This window comes from Prosthecochloris sp. (assembly GCA_015482705.2).
Lineage (GTDB): Bacteria > Bacteroidota > Chlorobiia > Chlorobiales > Chlorobiaceae > Prosthecochloris.
Genome location: JADMLA020000030.1, coordinates 37,004 through 54,084, shown reverse-complemented (window position 1 = coordinate 54,084; position 17,081 = coordinate 37,004). Strand labels below are relative to the sequence as shown.

The following is a 17,081-nucleotide window of genomic DNA, read 5'->3' as shown; positions in this document are numbered from 1 at the left end:
AGGAATTGCAATACAACCTGATTTGTTACAAATAAAGAAAGAAAAAACATACAGAAAAACGATGCTGCGTAACTATTTCACCCTGTACCATCTGGCAAGTGAATTGGACGAGCTGCTAAAGAACGGCTACGTGTTCGAGGTATTTTCCCAGCAGCGAAACGAAATCACCATCAGCCTGATAACCAACAAGGGTAACCATCTGCAGCTTGTTGTCGTCACAGGTCATCCAAGATTTTGCATCTATACCAGAGAAGGATTGAACAGAAAGCAGCGTAACACCGTGGATCTGATGCCTGAAATCGCCGAAAAAAAAATCGCCGAAATAATCATCGATCCCCGTGACAGGATAATCCGGTTACGACTCGAAGATAATTACGTAATAGTCCTGCAGCTTTTCAGTGCCAAAACAAACGTTCTTTTGGAAAAAAACGGTATGTCCATCAATGCCTTCAAGCATGGGCCCCCTGTCAATGCTTCCGAAAAAAAAGAAAGCTGCCACGAAAAGCCTGAAATACTGCGTTCACTCGAACCGCTTGTTTATGATCGAGCCCTTTTTTCGACACGATTCTCGAAAACGCCAGCAAAAGACCTCCGCTCAAAACTGATAAAAATGCTTCCCGGTTTTGATCGCAAGCTAACAAGAGAACTTATCGACCGTTGCGACAACAATCACTCTGCTGAACATATCCATACAGAGTTCGCTACACTTTTTTATGAATTGCTCGACCCACATCCTGTCGTCTATATCGGCAAAGATGACTACCCTGAATTTTCAATACTGCATAACTCCACAAAAACGTCTACCCGCCTTGAAACAATACAAGAAGGTCTGAATCTCTACAGCGGCAGAACATGGCAGTTCCTGAAAACAAGAGAGCTTGTCGGTGAACTCGATAAAAAACTCCATCACAAAATGACCAAAATCGAACGAGAACTCGCTCTTTTTCGTCGTGAAAAGCTCAGAAAACAAGCCGAAGACTATGAGAGAAACGGACACCTCATAATGGCAAATCTGTACAATACCGACCATCAAAAGAATCAGATCACGGTAAAGAATATATTTAACGAGCCACCCAACCCCATAACAATCTCTCTAAAACCGGAAATGACTCTGCAGCAAAATGCGGCAGCGTGGTTTCGAAAAGCGTCAAAAGCGAAAGAAAAAATAGAAGGCGGCATAAAAAGAAAGAATGTGCTTGAAAAACAGAAGCATGAGCTCGCAAGACTCATAGAGCTGTCTTCGAACCTCTCAACACCCTCTCAAGTCAGAAATTACTACCAAACAAACCACTCTTTACTACAATCGCTCGGGATTGAACGTACGTCGAAAAAAGAGAAAAAGCCATTACCGTTCAAAGTATTTTCAATCACCCAAAAAGCGGTACTCTATGTCGGAAAAAACGCAAAGAACAACGAAGAGCTTACATTCTCCTTTGCAAAACCACATGATATCTGGCTTCACGCTCGTGGAGTAGCCGGCTCGCACTGTATTCTACGCGGCGCAACGATGCAAAACATCACTGAAATAGAGAAAGCTGCCGAAATCGCGGCGTTTTACTCTTCTGCAAAACATTCAGAACTCGTTCCTGTTATGTATTCCGAAAAAAAATATATTAGACGGGCCAGAAACATGCCTATCGGTCAGGTCTTGGCGGAAAAAGAAAAGGTCATCATGGTACGGCCGGCGTCAAATGGTTTTTAGAAATACCCTCATCAACGTTCAAGTAAAAAATAACATGGAAAATTATAAACTCGTTCTACCCGAGCACCTCAACCATTATGGCTACCTGTTCGGCGGTAATTTGCTGAAATGGATAGATGAAATGGGATACATTGCCGTTACGCTGGACTATCCCGGCTGCAACTTCGTTACGGTTGCCATGGACAAGATCATCTTCAGAAAAAGCATAAAAAAAGGGACCATTCTCTGCTTTGAGACCGTAAAAAACCGCGAAGGCGAAACTTCGGTCGAATACACCGTCAACGCATATAAAGACAGTATCGACACAGGAGAACGTGAAATGGTTTTCACTACCCAGATTACGTTTGTCTGCCTGGATAGAAACGGCAACAAAAAGAAACTCTGTAAGGATAGAACCACCTCTCAAATCCAGGATGAAGCTACCGACCTGAACCAATAGCAAGACCGGAAACGCGAATCAGGGCAATGGTACCGATCAACAGCATGACAGCATTAGCTATCCACATCGCTATTCCGGGATCAAGCAAACTCCTGTCGGATAATTCTTCACCCATGATGAGCAGTGACCAGTAACTCACAAAAAACAAGAGGGACAAGCCTGCACCGACCCCGAAACCACCTCGTTTCGCGAGAACTCCGAGGGGAACCCCGACTAACACAAAAATGGTGCAGGCAAATGATAGCGCGTACTTCTTGTGAAACTCAACCATGTACTTGTTATACATATCCCTGCTGCGTTCCATATGGTCGATTTCCCTGTCAATTCGCGCCAGCATTTTTTCCACCTGTTGCAGAGCCTGTGCTTTTTTTTCAACGGTATATCCGGTTACTGAGGCAATTGCCGGCTCGACCGAATCACGTTGCTTGTTTATCGTCTCCTGCTCGCGCGAAACAACATCGCTGATATGCTTTTTAGCATCATTACTGCGTTCTCGAAATTGCAGCCCCACAGCATACAACTGCTTGGCTGACAACTCTCGATCGCCCCGGCGTATTTCGTTACCGTCGGTACGTTCGAAACCGTAGCCGGTTGAAGAAAAAACGTAACGATGTTTGTCGAAGGTCGTGATTCTATATTCTTCACTGTCTTCTTCTCTCAATTCATGCATCTGTCCGTCAAACAACGTCAAAATCAAGTAATGATAGTCGGACGTAAACGCAATACTCCCTCTTTCAGCTGTGATGACAGTTTTGTCATCATCTTCTTTCGTCTCGTAAATCGTAATCCCCTTGAGCGTTTCAGCATCATCTCCAGTCTCCCTTACAAGAATCGAGTATCCATCCACAAGTCCTGAAAAAGCATTTTCCGTGAGACCGAAACTGGGTTTTGCCCTCGTTATATCTCTCAACAGCTGTTTTGCCTGATAGTTAGCTTCCGGAAGCACAATATTGTTGAACCGTTCCATCAAAACCGTGAGAAAAACACCCGCCAGTAAAACCGGAACGATAAGCCTATATAGGGACAACCCGCCAGCTCTCATGACGGTTATTTCAGAGCTGTTCGTAAGGTTCCCGAACACGACGAGGGTTGCTATCAATACCGCCATAGGAGCTGCAAGCACAACCATCCAGGCAATCTGCAGCACAATCAGCTCGACGACAACAAAAAATTCAAGACCCTTGCCGACAAAACGGTCAAAAAAACGGGTAACGAATTGCAGTGTAAAAACAAAGAGAATGGTGAAAAAGGCAAAGAAAAAGGGACCGACATGCTCTTTGAGAATGTAGCGATACAGTATCTTCATTGATATCAATCATTACTTTTTCGCATGAAAAGACGAACACCATCGCGATAATATAGGCAAGACTCTTGATTGTCAAGACATTCACCCGCAATCACTGACCGAAAACACAAAGGATGGTGAAAGTGAGAAGTCAAAACACCCTGCGTAATACATATTGTCAATTACACAGGGTGATACGGCATCCATAGTGAAAAACAGGTACGATACGAGAGGCTGCCTTATGCAAGTCCTGTTGAACGTCTAAATGTTTTGAAACGTTAACCTTTATAAGCACCTGGAGAAAAAAGGAAACCAATCGTCGGCTCCGGAAGAAGGAATGAGAGGAAGGCATTATCAGTTATTTTGTAAATAGTGTTTCTGTGTTTTAAATTATATGTATATAAAGTTGTTATTTTTCTAATGAAACATTCCTTGCCATGACACAAGCAATAAAGATCATCAGTAATACCTGGAAATCAGCTGTATTGTTGTCGGTTCTTTTATCGCTGGTCATTATCAACAGTGAAAACGCCAGAGCGAAGGACGGCAAGGAGCTTCATTTCGCCTCCGAAGAAGTCCGAAAAACCGTCTCCTGGGTTAAAAAGAACAAGGATAACCGGAAACTCCCTTACGCAATTATCGACAAGAAAAACGCCCACATTTTTGTTTTTGATGCCAAAAGCAAGATTGTGGACCATGGACCGGTCCTGCTTGGTATCGCAAAATCAGATAGAATCGACCCTAAAACCCTCAATGCCCGGCTTTCATCCATAGGTCACAAAGATCGCGTCACTCCTTCAGGGCGCTACGTATCGGTATTTGGGCCCGACCATAGGGGTAAGGATGTTTTATGGGTCGACACCAAATACGCTGTCGGACTGCACCCGGTCGCCAACGTCCCCGGTCAGAGAAGGAAAACCCGCCTCAATTCCACCACATCAGCGGACAACAGAATCACGTGGGGCTGCATCAATGTTTCCAAGCCGCTATTCAAAAACGTACTCACCCCTCTCTTCAAGCCTAAAGCAGGCATAGTCTATATCCTTCCCGAAGCTGCTCCGATAGAACAGCTTCTCGCAAACAAGGATAAAGACTGAGACTTCTCCGGAAAAATCTGGTCTTGCCGAAATTACCTCAGCGAATAATCTCTTGATGCTAACATTATAGAGGTTTCTTCATAGGAAACCTCTTCTTCTCTTTCTTTCATACTGTCAACCTGTGTTGACACGAAGAGCCCTAAAACTCAGTGAAGATCGAAAAACCAGATCGCCTTTCCGCTTCATATCGTTGAGGAAGCCGATTTAAAACCGAACGATATACTTGAAATCACCTGTATGCACGAAAATGTAACGTTCGTCCTGACGTTTTCGGCATTGTCAGACCGCTTCAGACAACCGATTCCAGGTAAACCTTAGGCATCACAGAAAATATCACTATCGCTGAACCGTAGAATACTTATTGGCACACTAACTTTCTGCACCTGTTTTCTCAAAACGCTTTAAAGGATTAGTATCGGAGACTTCCAATCATTCGAAAGAACTGTTCGCGAAGCAACGTTTAACACTATAGGATGTACCCTACTTTTCTTTTAAAACAAAAAGGCTTACAGATTTCCATCTGTAAGCCTTTTTGTTTTGTGCGTTCGGAAGGAGTCGAACCCTCAACCCACTGATTAAGAGTCAGTTGCTCTACCACTTGAGCTACGAACGCATACCATAATTTTTACTTCTGACTTATTCAGCCGTTTTTTCGGGAGCAGCTTGAGGTAGTGCATTTTCTACCGGAGCCGGGGCAGGTACGGCTGGCAGCTCTTTCTGCAAGATGCTTTCCCTGGTATCTATAGATGACTGCCTGGAAGGCAGTGTGAACTGAACGACAAAACAGAGTACCATAACAACGCCGGCAAGAATTGCCGTTGTCTTGCTCAGAAAATCGCCTGTCCTTCTGACTCCGAGATTCTGGACAGTACCCAAGCTCGCCATTCCACTGGTCAAACCACTCCCCCCTTTAGGGTTTTGCAAAAGGACAACCCCAATGAGCAAGATGGACGATAACAGAATCAGAACAACAAGAAAAACGTGCATAATCCCTCAGGATGTTGTTAATTAAAAAGGTATTTACCAAAAATCGTACCTTCTTTTAAATAACGAAGGGCTTAATTTAGCAACTTTCGGAAAAAATCCAAGACGTGTTTACCGAAATCGGGAAACTACTCGTCGTTATAGGAATCATTGCTGTCGTTGCAGGCGTGCTTCTCATAACATTTCAGAAGACCGGGACACCGGTTTACATGCGCTGGCTTGGCAACCTCCCCTTTGATATCAAAATAGTCAGAGACAATTTCAAATTTTATTTCCCTATCGGGACATCGATCGTTCTTTCGTTTATTTTAAGCTTTTTACTCTATCTTGTCAATAAAATTTTCAGATAGCCCATTTCATGTCCAAAAACGCAAACGGAAACAATCGCTCTGCAAAAGTCAAGCGTAAAACATCCGAAACCGATATCCAGATTGAACTGAACCTTGACGGTTCAGGCCAACACTCCATTGATTCAGGCGTGGCTTTTCTCGATCACATGCTTGCAAACTTCAGCAAGCATTCCGGCATCGACCTTTCGCTACAGTGCAAGGGAGACATCGACATCGACGACCATCATTCAGTTGAAGACGTCGCCTTAGTCATGGGTTCGGCAATACAGGAAGCGTTGGGAGACAAAAAAGGTATTCAACGATATGGCTGGTCGATGATACCGATGGATGAAGCGCTTGCGCGTTGCGCCCTGGACCTCGGTGGAAGAAGTTACTGTGTTTTCAAATGCGACTTCAGCCGTAGCGATATCAACGGCTTTTCAACCGAAATGATCGAACATTTTTTCCTTTCACTCTCCCGAACACTACAGGCGAACATCCACTTGTCCGTTCTCGAAGGAAGCAATACACACCACAAAATCGAAGCTCTTTTCAAGGCGTTCGCGTATGCACTCAAACAGGCCGTTTCGATTACAGGGACATCTGTGCCATCTACAAAAGGAACTCTGTAAATGAGTGCTGAGTGCTGAGTGCTGAGTGCTGAGTGCTGAGTGCTGAGTGCTACGGTGAAAATAGCAGCAACCGAAACCTGCGTCAAGCCAAAAAATGACAGCTATTATCTAAAAACTCATAACCGCGAACTGAAAACCATTCATTTCTTAGCACTCGTTGCTTTCAGCTAAGAACTAAGGATTGAGAACTAAAAGGGCCGGCAAGCTGGCCAGCCCTTTGTCGATTTTTTCTGAACTTGTCACTTGTTACACGTCTCTCGTCACTACTCCCTCATTTCGCATAGGCAACCGAGCGCTTCTCCCTGATAATCGATACCTTTATCTGGCCGGGATAATCGGCTACTTCTTCGATCTTATGAGCGATATCGTGAGCGAGAACATCAGCCTGAGAATCGTTGACATTTTCTCCCTCGACAATAACCCGGATCTCTCTTCCTGCCTGAAGCGCATATGTCTTGATGACACCAGGAAAACCTTTTGCAATTTCTTCAAGATTTTCAAGACGCTTTACGTGACCTTCTGCCGTCACAGCACCCCTGCCCCCAGGCCGTGAAGAGGAAATCACATTGGCTGCTTCGATAAGAGCGGCAATAGGGCTTTCCTTTTCGTGATCCCCATGATGAGCGGCAATGGCATTGAGTACAATCCTTGACTCTCTGAATTTCTTAAGATATTTCATACCCGCAATGGCATGAGGCTCTTCGCTTTCCGGAAGGACAAGCCCGATATCATGCAATAATCCTGCACGTTTAGCCTGCTTCGCATCGAGTTTGATTTCAGCGGCCATGAGACCTGCAAGCATGGCTACTTCACGCGAGTGTTGCAGAAGATTCTGCCCGTAGACCGTATGGAATTTCATTTTCCCTATGAGAGAAACAAGCTCTGAAGGCATATCGGGAATCTGCAGAGAAGACAGAGTTTCCTCTCCCGTGCTCATGATAACGTCATCGATCTCTTTTTTCGCATCCTCATAGGCTTTCTCGATCGCAACCGGATGAATAACCCCATCGATAAGCAGCTTTTGGAGTGTCAATTTGGCAAGCTCACGGCGCAAAGGATCGAAACAGGAAAGAATAACGACCTCCGGAGTATCGTCGACAATGATATCGACACCGGTCGCATTTTCAAAGGCTTTGATATTTCTACCTTCACGCCCAATAATTCGGCCCTTGAGTTCGTCACTCTGAATGTGAACAACCGAGAGCGCACTTTCAGTCGCCTGTTCGAAAGAAACCCTTTGTATCGCAGTCAGTAAAGTTTTTTCAGCGATCTTGTTCGCTTCCTGCTCCGCTTCTTCATTAATTTTGTGTATCGTTTCCGTCGCCTCTTCCCGTGCAACGGCAACCATATTCTCCATTAACTCCCGCTTTGCCTCTTCGGCCTGCAGGTTACCAATCGCTTCGAGCTTCTGGTTTTGTTCGGTAATAATCCGCTCGAGATCATTATTCTTCGTTGCAACCGCCTCTCTGTCATGTTCGAGCCCCTTGAGTTTTTCGGCAACCTTTTTTTCGCTTTCCTTTAGATCCTGACTCTGACGCTTCAGATTATTTTCTTTCTGGCGGATCTGTTTTTGTAACTGGTTGAATTTGTTGTTTTTTACCGTAACATCTGCATCGAATTCACGTCTTCGCTTTTTCCATTCCTGATTCACTTCGGCGACTTTCAGATCTTTGTACTCATTCGCTTCTTTCTGGGCCTCCTGTACAATCTGAACTGCCCGTTCCTCTGCCTCGAGTACTTTCGTCGTCCCGATCTTTTCGAGCATGAAACGACCGATAAAAAACCCTACGCAAAAAAACAGAAGTGATGCAATAACCAGTAAAACAAGATTAACGACAATCCCCATTAAACTCTACCTCCTTTGTGCGCCCGTTATCCGATAAAAAAGGGCACTTTTTAATGCAAAAAAAAATCCGCACCTGCAGGGATGTGTAAGATTTAAGAACCCGTATTCGGTACGGTGGGCGCCTCCTTCAGATTTTTTGCTTCCTATGGGATCCCTTTTCAGAAATCCTCTGAACCCTTGGGCTCAGCAAGGCCTGCAATCCAAAAGAAGAGTACAGCTCCCAGTTCTTAAGTGTTGGTTCTTTTACTTACAAAACACCCCTGTAATCGGTGCGGATATTTCTTCTACTTCTAATGTAAACGATTAGAACGAATTTTGCTCAAGAAAAAGATTTAGCTGATCGATTTTTTTCTCCATCGATGACAGCTTTGCCACGAGTTCGTTTTTTTTCTCTGCAAAATGAATTGCAGCGAGTACCGCAAACTTTTTAACCTCGAGGTCAGGAGCTTTTCCGGCGAACTGCTGCATGATTTCATCGACTTCATAGGCAGCCTGTTCCGTCGATTCACGACTCTCGACCCTTAACGGATAGTTATCTCCAAAGATGTTGACATTTATCTTTTCCATCAACCTCTCAACCCGGCATCTCGTTTCTCAGCTCAATTTCTATTCTCTGCAGGATCGTAACCAGTTTCTGTCTTATCTGTACTTTTTCCTCATAGGAAAAACCATCGACCGCTCCACCTTGCCCGCTTCCTGAAACGGAAAGCTTGCATGATCGCAATATCGACTGAAGACTCGTAATTTCAGCCTGCAACATTTCATTTTGTTTTCGACAATCAGCCAGCTGTTCAACAACCTGCGCAACACGTCGGTCAAGCAGATCAAGACCAGAACTTTCGCTGCCTTCCATGCGTCTCTCCATACCTTTACGCATCAAACTTGCCGAATTACCGCACCAAGCCTGCTTTCTGCATTTTCCATGACTTTCTGGAGAATCTTTTTGACATTTTCTTCTTTAAGAGTTCCAGAGTGATCTGTAATATTCAGAGACAGCGCAACACTTCTATCTACCTTACCGGCATTGTTTTCCGGCTCCCTTTCGAAAAGATCGAATACCCGAACGCTACTGATCAGAATATCACTGGTTTTCACACAATCGACCAGCTTCTGAACCTCCAACCCTTCAGGAAGTATAAATGAAAGATCCCTTTCAACTACCGGATACCTGGAAGGGGGCTCGTAACGAACATTCAAGGTAAAACAACGCTCGAGAACCTGCGTATCGATTTCAGCAACGAAAACTTGCTGATCGATATCAAATGCCTCAAGCACCTCAGGCGCTATCTGCTGAACTTTCCCGGCATGTAATTTCAGGGGTTTATCTTCTCCCTTCCAGTCACATGTAATGGAAAGCGTGCTTTCATTATAAATATTCAATGATGATTTATCAAGCAAATTCAATTTCCCGAAAAGCATCTCCACCGCACCTTTCATATCGAAAAAATCAACCTGCTCTTTCTTTCGGTCCCAGTTTACAGGATAACGGCTTCCGGTAACGGCAAAAACAAGCTGCTCTTTTTCAGTCATGCTTTTCGCTGTATCACCATCTTCATTCAAAGCGAAAAACGAATGCCCCACTTCGAAAAGCCGCATATCTCTTATCCCATGCTTGATATTATGGGATATCACCTTCAGCATTGTCGGCACGAGGGAAGGACGGAGAACTTCAAGACCCTCACTGATGGGATTCAACACCGGAACCGAGTGTTGATCGAATTGCAAAGCATCACGCTTCGTTATCAAAGGATTCGTAAGAATTTCTCTGAACTGCAAACCAATCATGACAGAGCGAAGATAATCAGGAAAATATTCGGGATTTTTCCTTGACTGGGGATAACTTGCCACCATCCTTTCTGACGCGGCAATATTGTTATACCCTTCCAGCCTGGCTATTTCTTCAATAAGATCGATTTCCTGTTCAACGTCGACTCTGAATGTCGGAACCGAAAATACCAGGTATTCATCTTTGTCATTGGCAGTCATGATAAAACCGATATTCTCCAGCATGGAAACCATTTTTTCCATGGATATCGAGCAGCCAAGAATTTCATTGGCTCTCTCTGGGCGTAATGCAACCGCTTTTCTTTCGGGAAGAATCGAACCGGCTTCCTCAGCTTCTGTAATTCCTCCCCCTGCAAGTTCAAGAATGAGCTTGACCGCAAATTGTGCCGCAAAACGCACATTTCCCGGATCGGTCCCCCGTTCAAAACGATAAGCCGAGTCACTTGTCAGTCCAAGAATTTTCGAGGCTTTTCTCACTACACCTGGAGAAAAATATGCCGATTCAAGTAATATATCGGTTGTCGAGTCGCTCACGGCCGAATCGTAACCACCCATGATACCTGCTATGGCTACCGGCACTTCCTTGTCACAGATTACAGGCATACCAGGTTTCAATTCATAGGACTCCTGATTGATAGCGACGATCGATCCGCTCATATCGGTTCGTACCTCAACGCTTTTCCCCTTCAGTTTCAAGAGGTCAAAGGCATGAAGAGGCTGGCCGAGTGCATGCAAAACGTAGTTGGTAATATCGACAATATTGTTTCTCGGGCGAAGCCCGATACTTTCAATCTTCTGTTTAAGCCATGAGGGGGACTCCTTCACCACCACGTTGCGGATAACGATACCGCTGTAATAGGGACATGCATCAGGATCCTTTATCTTTACAAGATTTTCCGAGCTTGTAAAGTCTACTGTACAGATATCCGGCAATGCTACCTGTGCAGTACCCACAATTTCTCTCGCTACCCCAAGATGCGAAAGAACATCCGGACGATTCGGTGTTACTGCAATATCAAGTACGGTATCGGCATGAAGATATGAGGCGACAGGCCGACCTATCTCGAAATGCTCTTCGAGCACCATAATTCCTGAATGATCGTCCGATAACCCAAGTTCATCGGCAGCGCAGATCATTCCGAACGAACGCTCACCGCGTATTTTCGATTTTTTTATGGAAAAGTTTTCACCTTCGGGTGTTTCGAGCTTTGCACCGATCATTGCGACCGGAACAAGCTGTCCTTCAGCCACATTGGATGCTCCACAAACAATTTGTAATGGCTCGACCCCGCCAACATCGACCCGGCATATCTTCAGGCGGTCGGCATTCGGATGCTGTCCGACCTCTTCAACTTTTCCAACAACAACAAGAGAATCGGGCAACTTCTTCGTTATGATATCCTCGACTTCGAGTCCGAGAAAGGTAAGTTGATCGACAAGGGAAGGTATATCTGAAGTAATGGAGGGAACGAAATCCTTGAGCCAGTCTACGGAGATTTTCATGTGAGACCCGTTTCTGTATTAGATAACAAAAAAGCTCTGATCGATAATCGAACAGAGCTGTACAGAAAAAAAGCTATCATCCACGATAATCCGGCAACCTGAATTCATAAAAACGGATCTTTTCTCATAAAAAAAACAAGCCGGATCTCGTGAGAGATAGTATGTGACCCCAACGGGATTTGAACCCGTGCTACCACCTTGAAAGGGTGGTGACCTAACCACTAGTCCATGGGGCCATCAAGGAGACACTTCTATTTATTTGTTGCGCGCTATGATCACTTCGTTGGTCGGTGCTCGAAATCCTCATGTACTCTGTGTACACTCCGGTTCCTGCGCTCCGTCCACCTTGTACTCAAGGCGCTCAAAGACAATAAATAAATAGAGGCACCCAAGAGGGTGAATGAGGGGACTCGAACCCCCGACCTCCAGGGCCACAACCTGGCGCTCTAACCAACTGAGCTACAATCACCATAAAAATGGCTTACATCATTGCATGCCCGACTGGACTCGAACCAGTAACCCTCAGCTTAGAAGGCTGATGCTCTATCCAATTGAGCTACGGGCACAACTAAGCTCTTACCAATGAACACTCCATATCTGTCGGGGCACCGAGACTCGAACTCGGGACCTCCTGCTCCCAAAGCAGGCACGCTACCAGCTGCGCCATACCCCGCCTTGCTGGAAGGCTCTTAATATACCACTATAACGTTTAGAAACAAACACTTTTTGCACCTCACGAAAAAAAACTTTCTGCTCTTCAAACATCGCTGACAGTTCAAGAATTTCACAGTACAACGAAAAAACAAATAATCACAAAACAGTGAAATAAAATATACTCATAGTAACAGAGCCGCTCAACGCGAATCGACCCCGACAGCATCTTCTTCCGTAACCAGCGTTCCTGCGAAGCGTTTCAGCTTCAGTTCAAGTATCTTGGCATCATAGCCTGCGGAGGCGATACTTTTCCTGGCATCGATAAGGTTGAGCTGAGCTTCTCTGAACGCTGTCGTGGTCAACTGTCCGAGAACATACAATTCTTTCGAACGCCTGAAATTCAGTTCTGCCGTTTCCAGGTTTTTTTTCTGAAATTCCAGAATATCAAGGTTGTTCAAGTATTCCTGCCAGGTATCGGCAACCTGCTTTTCCAACTCATTGAGAGACTTCTGCTCGAGAAATTTCTTGTTCTGCAGTTCGATGCGGGCGTTCTGACTATTGATACTCGTTTGAAAACCATTGAACAAATTGAAGTCCAGTGTCAACGCCGCCGAAAAGCCCCCTGACAGATCATCCGTTCCCGTATCGAATCCCGTTTCGGTATTGCTGAAACCGTAACCAACCTGAACACCCAATTCAGGAAAAAAGTCGGATCTTTTTATACCGAGCTCGTATTCAGCCTGTTTTACCGACTCCCGAGCGATCAGATATGCTGAAAACGACTGTTTAGCGCCTTGTAAGACTATATCTTCGCTGAGGTTTTCTTCGAAAGAAACCTCTCTCTCGATACTGAGCGGTGTGTTTACGGGACGATTCAGTAAAAGATTCAATTTCCGATTCGCATTATCCATGTCAAGCACCGCCTCTTTCCACGACACACTGTCTGCATTGACATCTACCGATGCCGAAAGCACTTCGAGGGTATTGGCCTGTCCGTATTCCGCCCTGAGGCGAGCACGTTTCAAACGGTCGCCGGATATGGCAAGTGCTTCTTCGGCAACAATAACCTGCTCGGTTGCGTTTGCAAAATTATAAAATGCCTCACTTACCTCCAGAATAACACCTTCAATGCTGTTGCGGGCCTGAAACCTGCCAAGTTTTCCTGCGCTTTTGAGCTTTTTGAATGTATAAACGTTACCCAATCCATCAAACAAGGTATAGTTCGCCTGCAAGGTTACACTTGTCGTAGTGAATTCATCGAGTCCAAATGACGAAGACTCTTCATTGTCCTGGTAGTTCATCGATCCGACAAGATCGATCTTCGGAAGCAGTCCTGCATTTCCGATGTTGACATTGTTGCTACTGATCTCCTGCTCTCCCCTGGCCACCTGAATATCCTGATTGCTGGCAAGAGCCTCGGCAATGGCATCTTCAAGGCTCAAACGCTCTGTAGCCGACAGCGATGAAACCAGAAAAACACCGAAAAAGAGCGTCATCACTGCAACCACCAGACCAACATAGGAAAAAGCATGTCCTTTTCTTTTCGCCATAACCTCTTCTTTTTTCACTTCCTGAAATCCTCTTTTCCGTATCTGGACAATCTACTTCTGCGTTTCATCACTTTCGAAAGGTTCCCGATGCATTACAGCAGGTTCAACCGCTTCAGGCAAAGGTTTTTCTCCCTGTAGCAGTCCTATGACAAATACTTTGGCACGATTGAGCAAAACCAACAGGGCAGGCAGCATTATTAACGTCAAGAGCGTACCGAACAACAAACCGTACGCAACGGAAATAGCCATGGGACTCAGAAACTGGGCCTGACGGCTTTTTTCGAAAATCAACGGGCCGAGTCCGGCAATGGTCGTCAGCGATGTAAGTACAATAGGCCGGAAACGGCTGAGCCCAACCTCATAAATCGCATCGGAGAATTTTGTCCCTTCCTGCAGACGACTGTTGAACGTATTGACAAAAACCAGAGAATCGTTGATAACGATACCGATCAATGCAATAACGCCGAAAAGTGAAAGAATACTCATCAGATACCCTTGAATGAAATGCCCCCATACAACCCCTACAAGACTGAAGGGAATCATGATGAAAACAACAAAGGCCTGTAGAAAAGAACGGAAAGAAAACACCACAACAAGAAACATCATCCCCAGAACAACAGGAAAAACACTCCTCATCGAACTGGTTGTCTTGTCGCTTTCCCTGCTTTGCCCCTCAAAATCATAGCTTACATCCGGAAATGTTTCCAGAAGGCCTGGCATGATCTGTAAATCGATACGCTCGAGCAGATTTGGAACCGATTCTTTAGAACTGACAATGTCCGCTTCGATTTTCACGACTCTCTGAGCATCGATATGGTTCACGGAAGATACTCCCCGCTGTATCCTGACATCTGCAATCGCACCGAGAGGAAACGCTCTACCGTCCTGCAGCCGAATATCCATCCGTTCCATCTTCGCGACCGATTCCCGATCGGTCTCGGAAAACCTCACCCATACTTTCACTTCATCGATCCCCCTCAGGATTCTCTGAACCTCGTAACCGAAAAAACCACTCCTGACCTGATTCATGACGTCAGATTCACTGAGACCAAGCGATTTGGCCCTGTCGTTAAGCGTTATCCGAACTTCCCGTAGACCAGGAGGATCATCATCGATGATATCCTTCAGTTCCGGCATTTTTCTCAGCTCTCCTTCAAGATACTCCTTGGCACCTCTCAACTGTAACAAATTATCGCTTTTAAGCGCTATCGATACCGGCATTCCCCAGAAACCACCTGTTCCGACCTGCAGTTTTTCAGCACCGGGAATTATGCCTATTTTTTCCCGTATGGCATTGGATACCTGCATACTCGACCACTCTCGATACCGACCCTCGAGCAATGTAATCCTCAGCCCACCCTTGTGTGCATCCGGCCCGACGCTGCGGCCTATGGCCTCGACGAGATCGAGCCCGTACTCTTGCTTGTATTCGTCACTTACTTCCCGCACATTCATTTCCATACGGGCTAACAGGCTGTCGGTTACCGTTTGGCGTGTTCCGGCTGGCATTTCAAACGTCAGCTCCACATTGTCGAACTCGAGATTCGGGAAAAAGGTCAGCTTGACAATTCCTCCCTGGAGTGCACCGATAGTGACAAGCAGCAAAGCAACGGGAATGACTGCCGTGACGACAGGATTATTGATACTGAAACGCAGAACGGGCGCATAAAACCTGTCGCGCTGAAAGCGTATGAATGCTTCCGATTTCCTTAAAAGCCATGATTTTTTTTCAGTACCGCCCCGCAATGCCCTGGAATGGGCAATATGACCAGGAAGGATGAAAATCCCCTCGACGAGAGAGATGAGAAGCGTGGCTATAACGACAAACCCAATATCCCTGAAACGTTCTCCGAAAGCACCTTCGAGGAAAAGAAAGAGCATAAAAAAGACAATCGTAGTCAATATCGCCGCTACAACCGACGGAAGCACATCCATGGTACCTTTAACTGCCGCATCGAGCGGCTTCATACCTTTTTCGTACTGCTGATAAATACTTTCTGCGATAACGATACCGTCGTCGACCAGAATACCGACAACGAGGATCATGGCCAAGAGAGAGACAACATTGATGGTCAGCCCGTAGAAGGTACCGAGCATGAACATACCTGCAAATGAAAGGGGAATTGAAAGAGCAACCCAGAAAGCCATTCTGGGATTCAGTGAAAAAGAAAGAAACAGAATCACGAGAATGCTACCGATCAATCCATTGTTCGCCAGAATATTTGCACGTTCCTGAACAATGCCCGATCCATCCCGCAACAGGCTGACCGATATATCATCATGCTCCCTGTCGAACACCTCCATGTATGCCGCAACCCTGCTTGCTATGCTGAACATGTCTTCGTCGCTGGTCTTTTCAATATCGATCGTGACCGATGGCTTTCCGTCGAAGTAGGTCCTGTTTGGATCCTCCGACCAGCGATCTGTAACCATGGCAATGTCTTTCAAACGAACGACTCCCCCCGCAGCTGTGGTCCTGACCACGATATTTTCGATATCGATGGCGTAATAACCCTGATTATCCGAACGGATCAGGAGCTCTTCCTTAGACCCTTTGATAGTCCCGCCGGTAATCCTCAAATTGGCCTCACTCACAGCAGAAGCCACTTCATCGAACGTCAAACCATAGGATTTCAGTACATCCTCGCGGATACTGACCTCAATTTCTTCTTCAGGAAACCCGCTCAAGGTAATCTTCGAAATGCCTTCATTGTTACGCAATTCACGTTCGATCCTCCGGGCGTATGTTTTCAGTACCTCGAGCTCTACGTCACCATGAATGGAGTAGGCGACGACGAAGTCGGTCATCTCCCTTTTGTATATCCTGATTTTTTCCAATCCCACAGGAAATGAGCTGATCTGGTCGACTGCATTACTCACCTCTTGAAGCAACACATTCGCATCGTAATTCTGGAGCAGCTCAACGGTAATCGTAGCGGTGTTTTCAGCGGAAACAGAGGTCACCCTTTCTATTCCGGTTACTCCTTTGAGTTCATCTTCAATTTTAAGAGTGATGCCTTCTTCAATCTCTTCTGGTGAAGCACCGGGGAAAGAAGCGACAACAAAGATGGTGTGAGACGGGACTTGAGGGAAAAACGTCGTTTTCATCCCATTGAAAGCAAGAAACCCGAAAAGAAAAATCGAGAGAAAAATTGCGTTGCCGAGAACCGGATACCTGATAAATTGCCTGATAATTCCTTTCACAATCCAGAATCAGCTTTGAGGCACCTTGCAAAAACAGCTTCCATGACAGACCGGAATCTGCGGCAACATGC

The 17,081-nt window shown here is 45.6% G+C and carries 13 protein-coding genes and 5 tRNA genes; 5 read left to right on the top strand and 13 right to left on the bottom strand.

Annotated features, from left to right (window positions below):
• Positions 1-61: 61 nt before the first annotated feature.
• A complete protein-coding gene (locus tag QZ209_RS07280; RefSeq protein ID WP_294346407.1) occupies positions 62-1,702 on the top strand; it encodes an NFACT RNA binding domain-containing protein in 1,641 nt (546 codons plus the stop codon).
• Positions 1,703-1,736: 34 nt separating this feature from the next.
• Positions 1,737-2,141 carry an acyl-CoA thioesterase gene (locus QZ209_RS07275; RefSeq protein ID WP_294346405.1) on the top strand — a complete coding sequence of 135 codons (405 nt, stop codon included), beginning with the start codon at positions 1,737-1,739 and terminating at the stop codon, positions 2,139-2,141.
• Here QZ209_RS07275 and QZ209_RS07270 read toward each other — a convergent pair.
• A complete protein-coding gene (locus QZ209_RS07270; RefSeq protein WP_294346403.1) occupies positions 2,122-3,447 on the bottom strand; it encodes an LptF/LptG family permease in 1,326 nt (441 codons plus the stop codon). The genes QZ209_RS07275 and QZ209_RS07270 overlap by 20 nt on opposite strands.
• Before the next feature lie 416 nt (positions 3,448-3,863).
• Here QZ209_RS07270 and QZ209_RS07265 point away from each other — a divergent pair, with 416 nt between their 5' ends.
• Entirely contained in the window at positions 3,864-4,523 is a 660-nt protein-coding gene (locus QZ209_RS07265) for a hypothetical protein (RefSeq protein WP_294346401.1), read from the top strand.
• Between the two features lie 540 nt (positions 4,524-5,063).
• Here the strand turns inward: QZ209_RS07265 and QZ209_RS07260 are convergent.
• A tRNA-Lys gene (locus QZ209_RS07260) sits at positions 5,064-5,136 on the bottom strand.
• A gap of 23 nt (positions 5,137-5,159) precedes the next feature.
• Entirely contained in the window at positions 5,160-5,510 is a 351-nt protein-coding gene (gene secG, locus QZ209_RS07255; RefSeq protein WP_294346398.1) for a preprotein translocase subunit SecG, read from the bottom strand.
• A gap of 104 nt (positions 5,511-5,614) precedes the next feature.
• Between secG and QZ209_RS07250 the strand changes: the two genes are divergently transcribed.
• Positions 5,615-5,857: a DUF2905 domain-containing protein gene (locus tag QZ209_RS07250; RefSeq protein WP_294346396.1), complete on the top strand. Its 243-nt coding sequence runs from the start codon at positions 5,615-5,617 to the stop codon at positions 5,855-5,857.
• Between the two features lie 8 nt (positions 5,858-5,865).
• On the top strand, positions 5,866-6,468 hold the full coding sequence (gene hisB, locus QZ209_RS07245) for an imidazoleglycerol-phosphate dehydratase HisB (protein WP_294346394.1): 603 nt from the start codon (positions 5,866-5,868) through the stop codon (positions 6,466-6,468).
• Between the two features lie 271 nt (positions 6,469-6,739).
• Here the strand turns inward: hisB and rny are convergent, their stop codons facing one another.
• The 10 genes from rny to QZ209_RS07195 form a co-directional block, all read right to left on the bottom strand.
• Positions 6,740-8,314 (bottom strand): ribonuclease Y, encoded by a 1,575-nt coding sequence (rny, locus tag QZ209_RS07240; protein WP_294346391.1) that lies wholly within the window; start codon positions 8,312-8,314, stop codon positions 6,740-6,742.
• A 303-nt stretch (positions 8,315-8,617) separates the two neighbouring features.
• Positions 8,618-8,881, bottom strand: coding sequence for a cell division protein ZapA (locus tag QZ209_RS07235; RefSeq protein WP_294346390.1), 264 nt, complete (start codon positions 8,879-8,881; stop codon positions 8,618-8,620).
• Positions 8,882-8,888: 7 nt separating this feature from the next.
• The gene (locus QZ209_RS07230; protein WP_294346388.1) at positions 8,889-9,167 is read right to left on the bottom strand and encodes a hypothetical protein; all 279 of its coding nucleotides are present in this window, start codon (positions 9,165-9,167) and stop codon (positions 8,889-8,891) included.
• Positions 9,168-9,190: 23 nt separating this feature from the next.
• Positions 9,191-11,602, bottom strand: coding sequence for a phenylalanine--tRNA ligase subunit beta (gene pheT, locus QZ209_RS07225; RefSeq protein WP_294346387.1), 2,412 nt, complete (start codon positions 11,600-11,602; stop codon positions 9,191-9,193).
• A 164-nt stretch (positions 11,603-11,766) separates the two neighbouring features.
• Positions 11,767-11,838, bottom strand: a tRNA-Glu gene (locus QZ209_RS07220).
• Positions 11,839-11,996: 158 nt separating this feature from the next.
• Positions 11,997-12,072, bottom strand: a tRNA-His gene (locus QZ209_RS07215).
• A 22-nt stretch (positions 12,073-12,094) separates the two neighbouring features.
• A tRNA-Arg gene (locus tag QZ209_RS07210) sits at positions 12,095-12,168 on the bottom strand.
• Positions 12,169-12,202: 34 nt separating this feature from the next.
• Positions 12,203-12,275: transfer RNA gene (locus QZ209_RS07205), tRNA-Pro, on the bottom strand.
• Positions 12,276-12,456: 181 nt separating this feature from the next.
• Positions 12,457-13,806, bottom strand: coding sequence for a TolC family protein (locus tag QZ209_RS07200; RefSeq protein ID WP_294346385.1), 1,350 nt, complete (start codon positions 13,804-13,806; stop codon positions 12,457-12,459).
• A 51-nt stretch (positions 13,807-13,857) separates the two neighbouring features.
• Positions 13,858-17,010: an efflux RND transporter permease subunit gene (locus QZ209_RS07195; protein ID WP_294346382.1), complete on the bottom strand. Its 3,153-nt coding sequence runs from the start codon at positions 17,008-17,010 to the stop codon at positions 13,858-13,860.
• Positions 17,011-17,081 lie beyond the last annotated feature (71 nt).

Excerpts from the sequence above, each read along its gene's own strand:
- pheT (WP_294346387.1), bottom strand. The coding sequence starts at position 11,602 with ATGAAAATCTCCGTAGACTGGCTCAAGGATTTCGTTCCCTCCATTACT.
- rny (WP_294346391.1), bottom strand. The coding sequence starts at position 8,314 with ATGGGGATTGTCGTTAATCTTGTTTTACTGGTTATTGCATCACTTCTG.
- QZ209_RS07270 (WP_294346403.1), bottom strand. The coding sequence starts at position 3,447 with ATGAAGATACTGTATCGCTACATTCTCAAAGAGCATGTCGGTCCCTTT.
- QZ209_RS07235 (WP_294346390.1), bottom strand. The coding sequence starts at position 8,881 with ATGGAAAAGATAAATGTCAACATCTTTGGAGATAACTATCCGTTAAGG.
- secG (WP_294346398.1), bottom strand. The coding sequence starts at position 5,510 with ATGCACGTTTTTCTTGTTGTTCTGATTCTGTTATCGTCCATCTTGCTC.
- QZ209_RS07275 (WP_294346405.1), top strand. The coding sequence starts at position 1,737 with ATGGAAAATTATAAACTCGTTCTACCCGAGCACCTCAACCATTATGGC.
- QZ209_RS07265 (WP_294346401.1), top strand. The coding sequence starts at position 3,864 with ATGACACAAGCAATAAAGATCATCAGTAATACCTGGAAATCAGCTGTA.
- QZ209_RS07280 (WP_294346407.1), top strand. The coding sequence starts at position 62 with ATGCTGCGTAACTATTTCACCCTGTACCATCTGGCAAGTGAATTGGAC.
- QZ209_RS07230 (WP_294346388.1), bottom strand. The coding sequence starts at position 9,167 with ATGGAAGGCAGCGAAAGTTCTGGTCTTGATCTGCTTGACCGACGTGTT.
- hisB (WP_294346394.1), top strand. The coding sequence starts at position 5,866 with ATGTCCAAAAACGCAAACGGAAACAATCGCTCTGCAAAAGTCAAGCGT.
- QZ209_RS07200 (WP_294346385.1), bottom strand. The coding sequence starts at position 13,806 with ATGGCGAAAAGAAAAGGACATGCTTTTTCCTATGTTGGTCTGGTGGTT.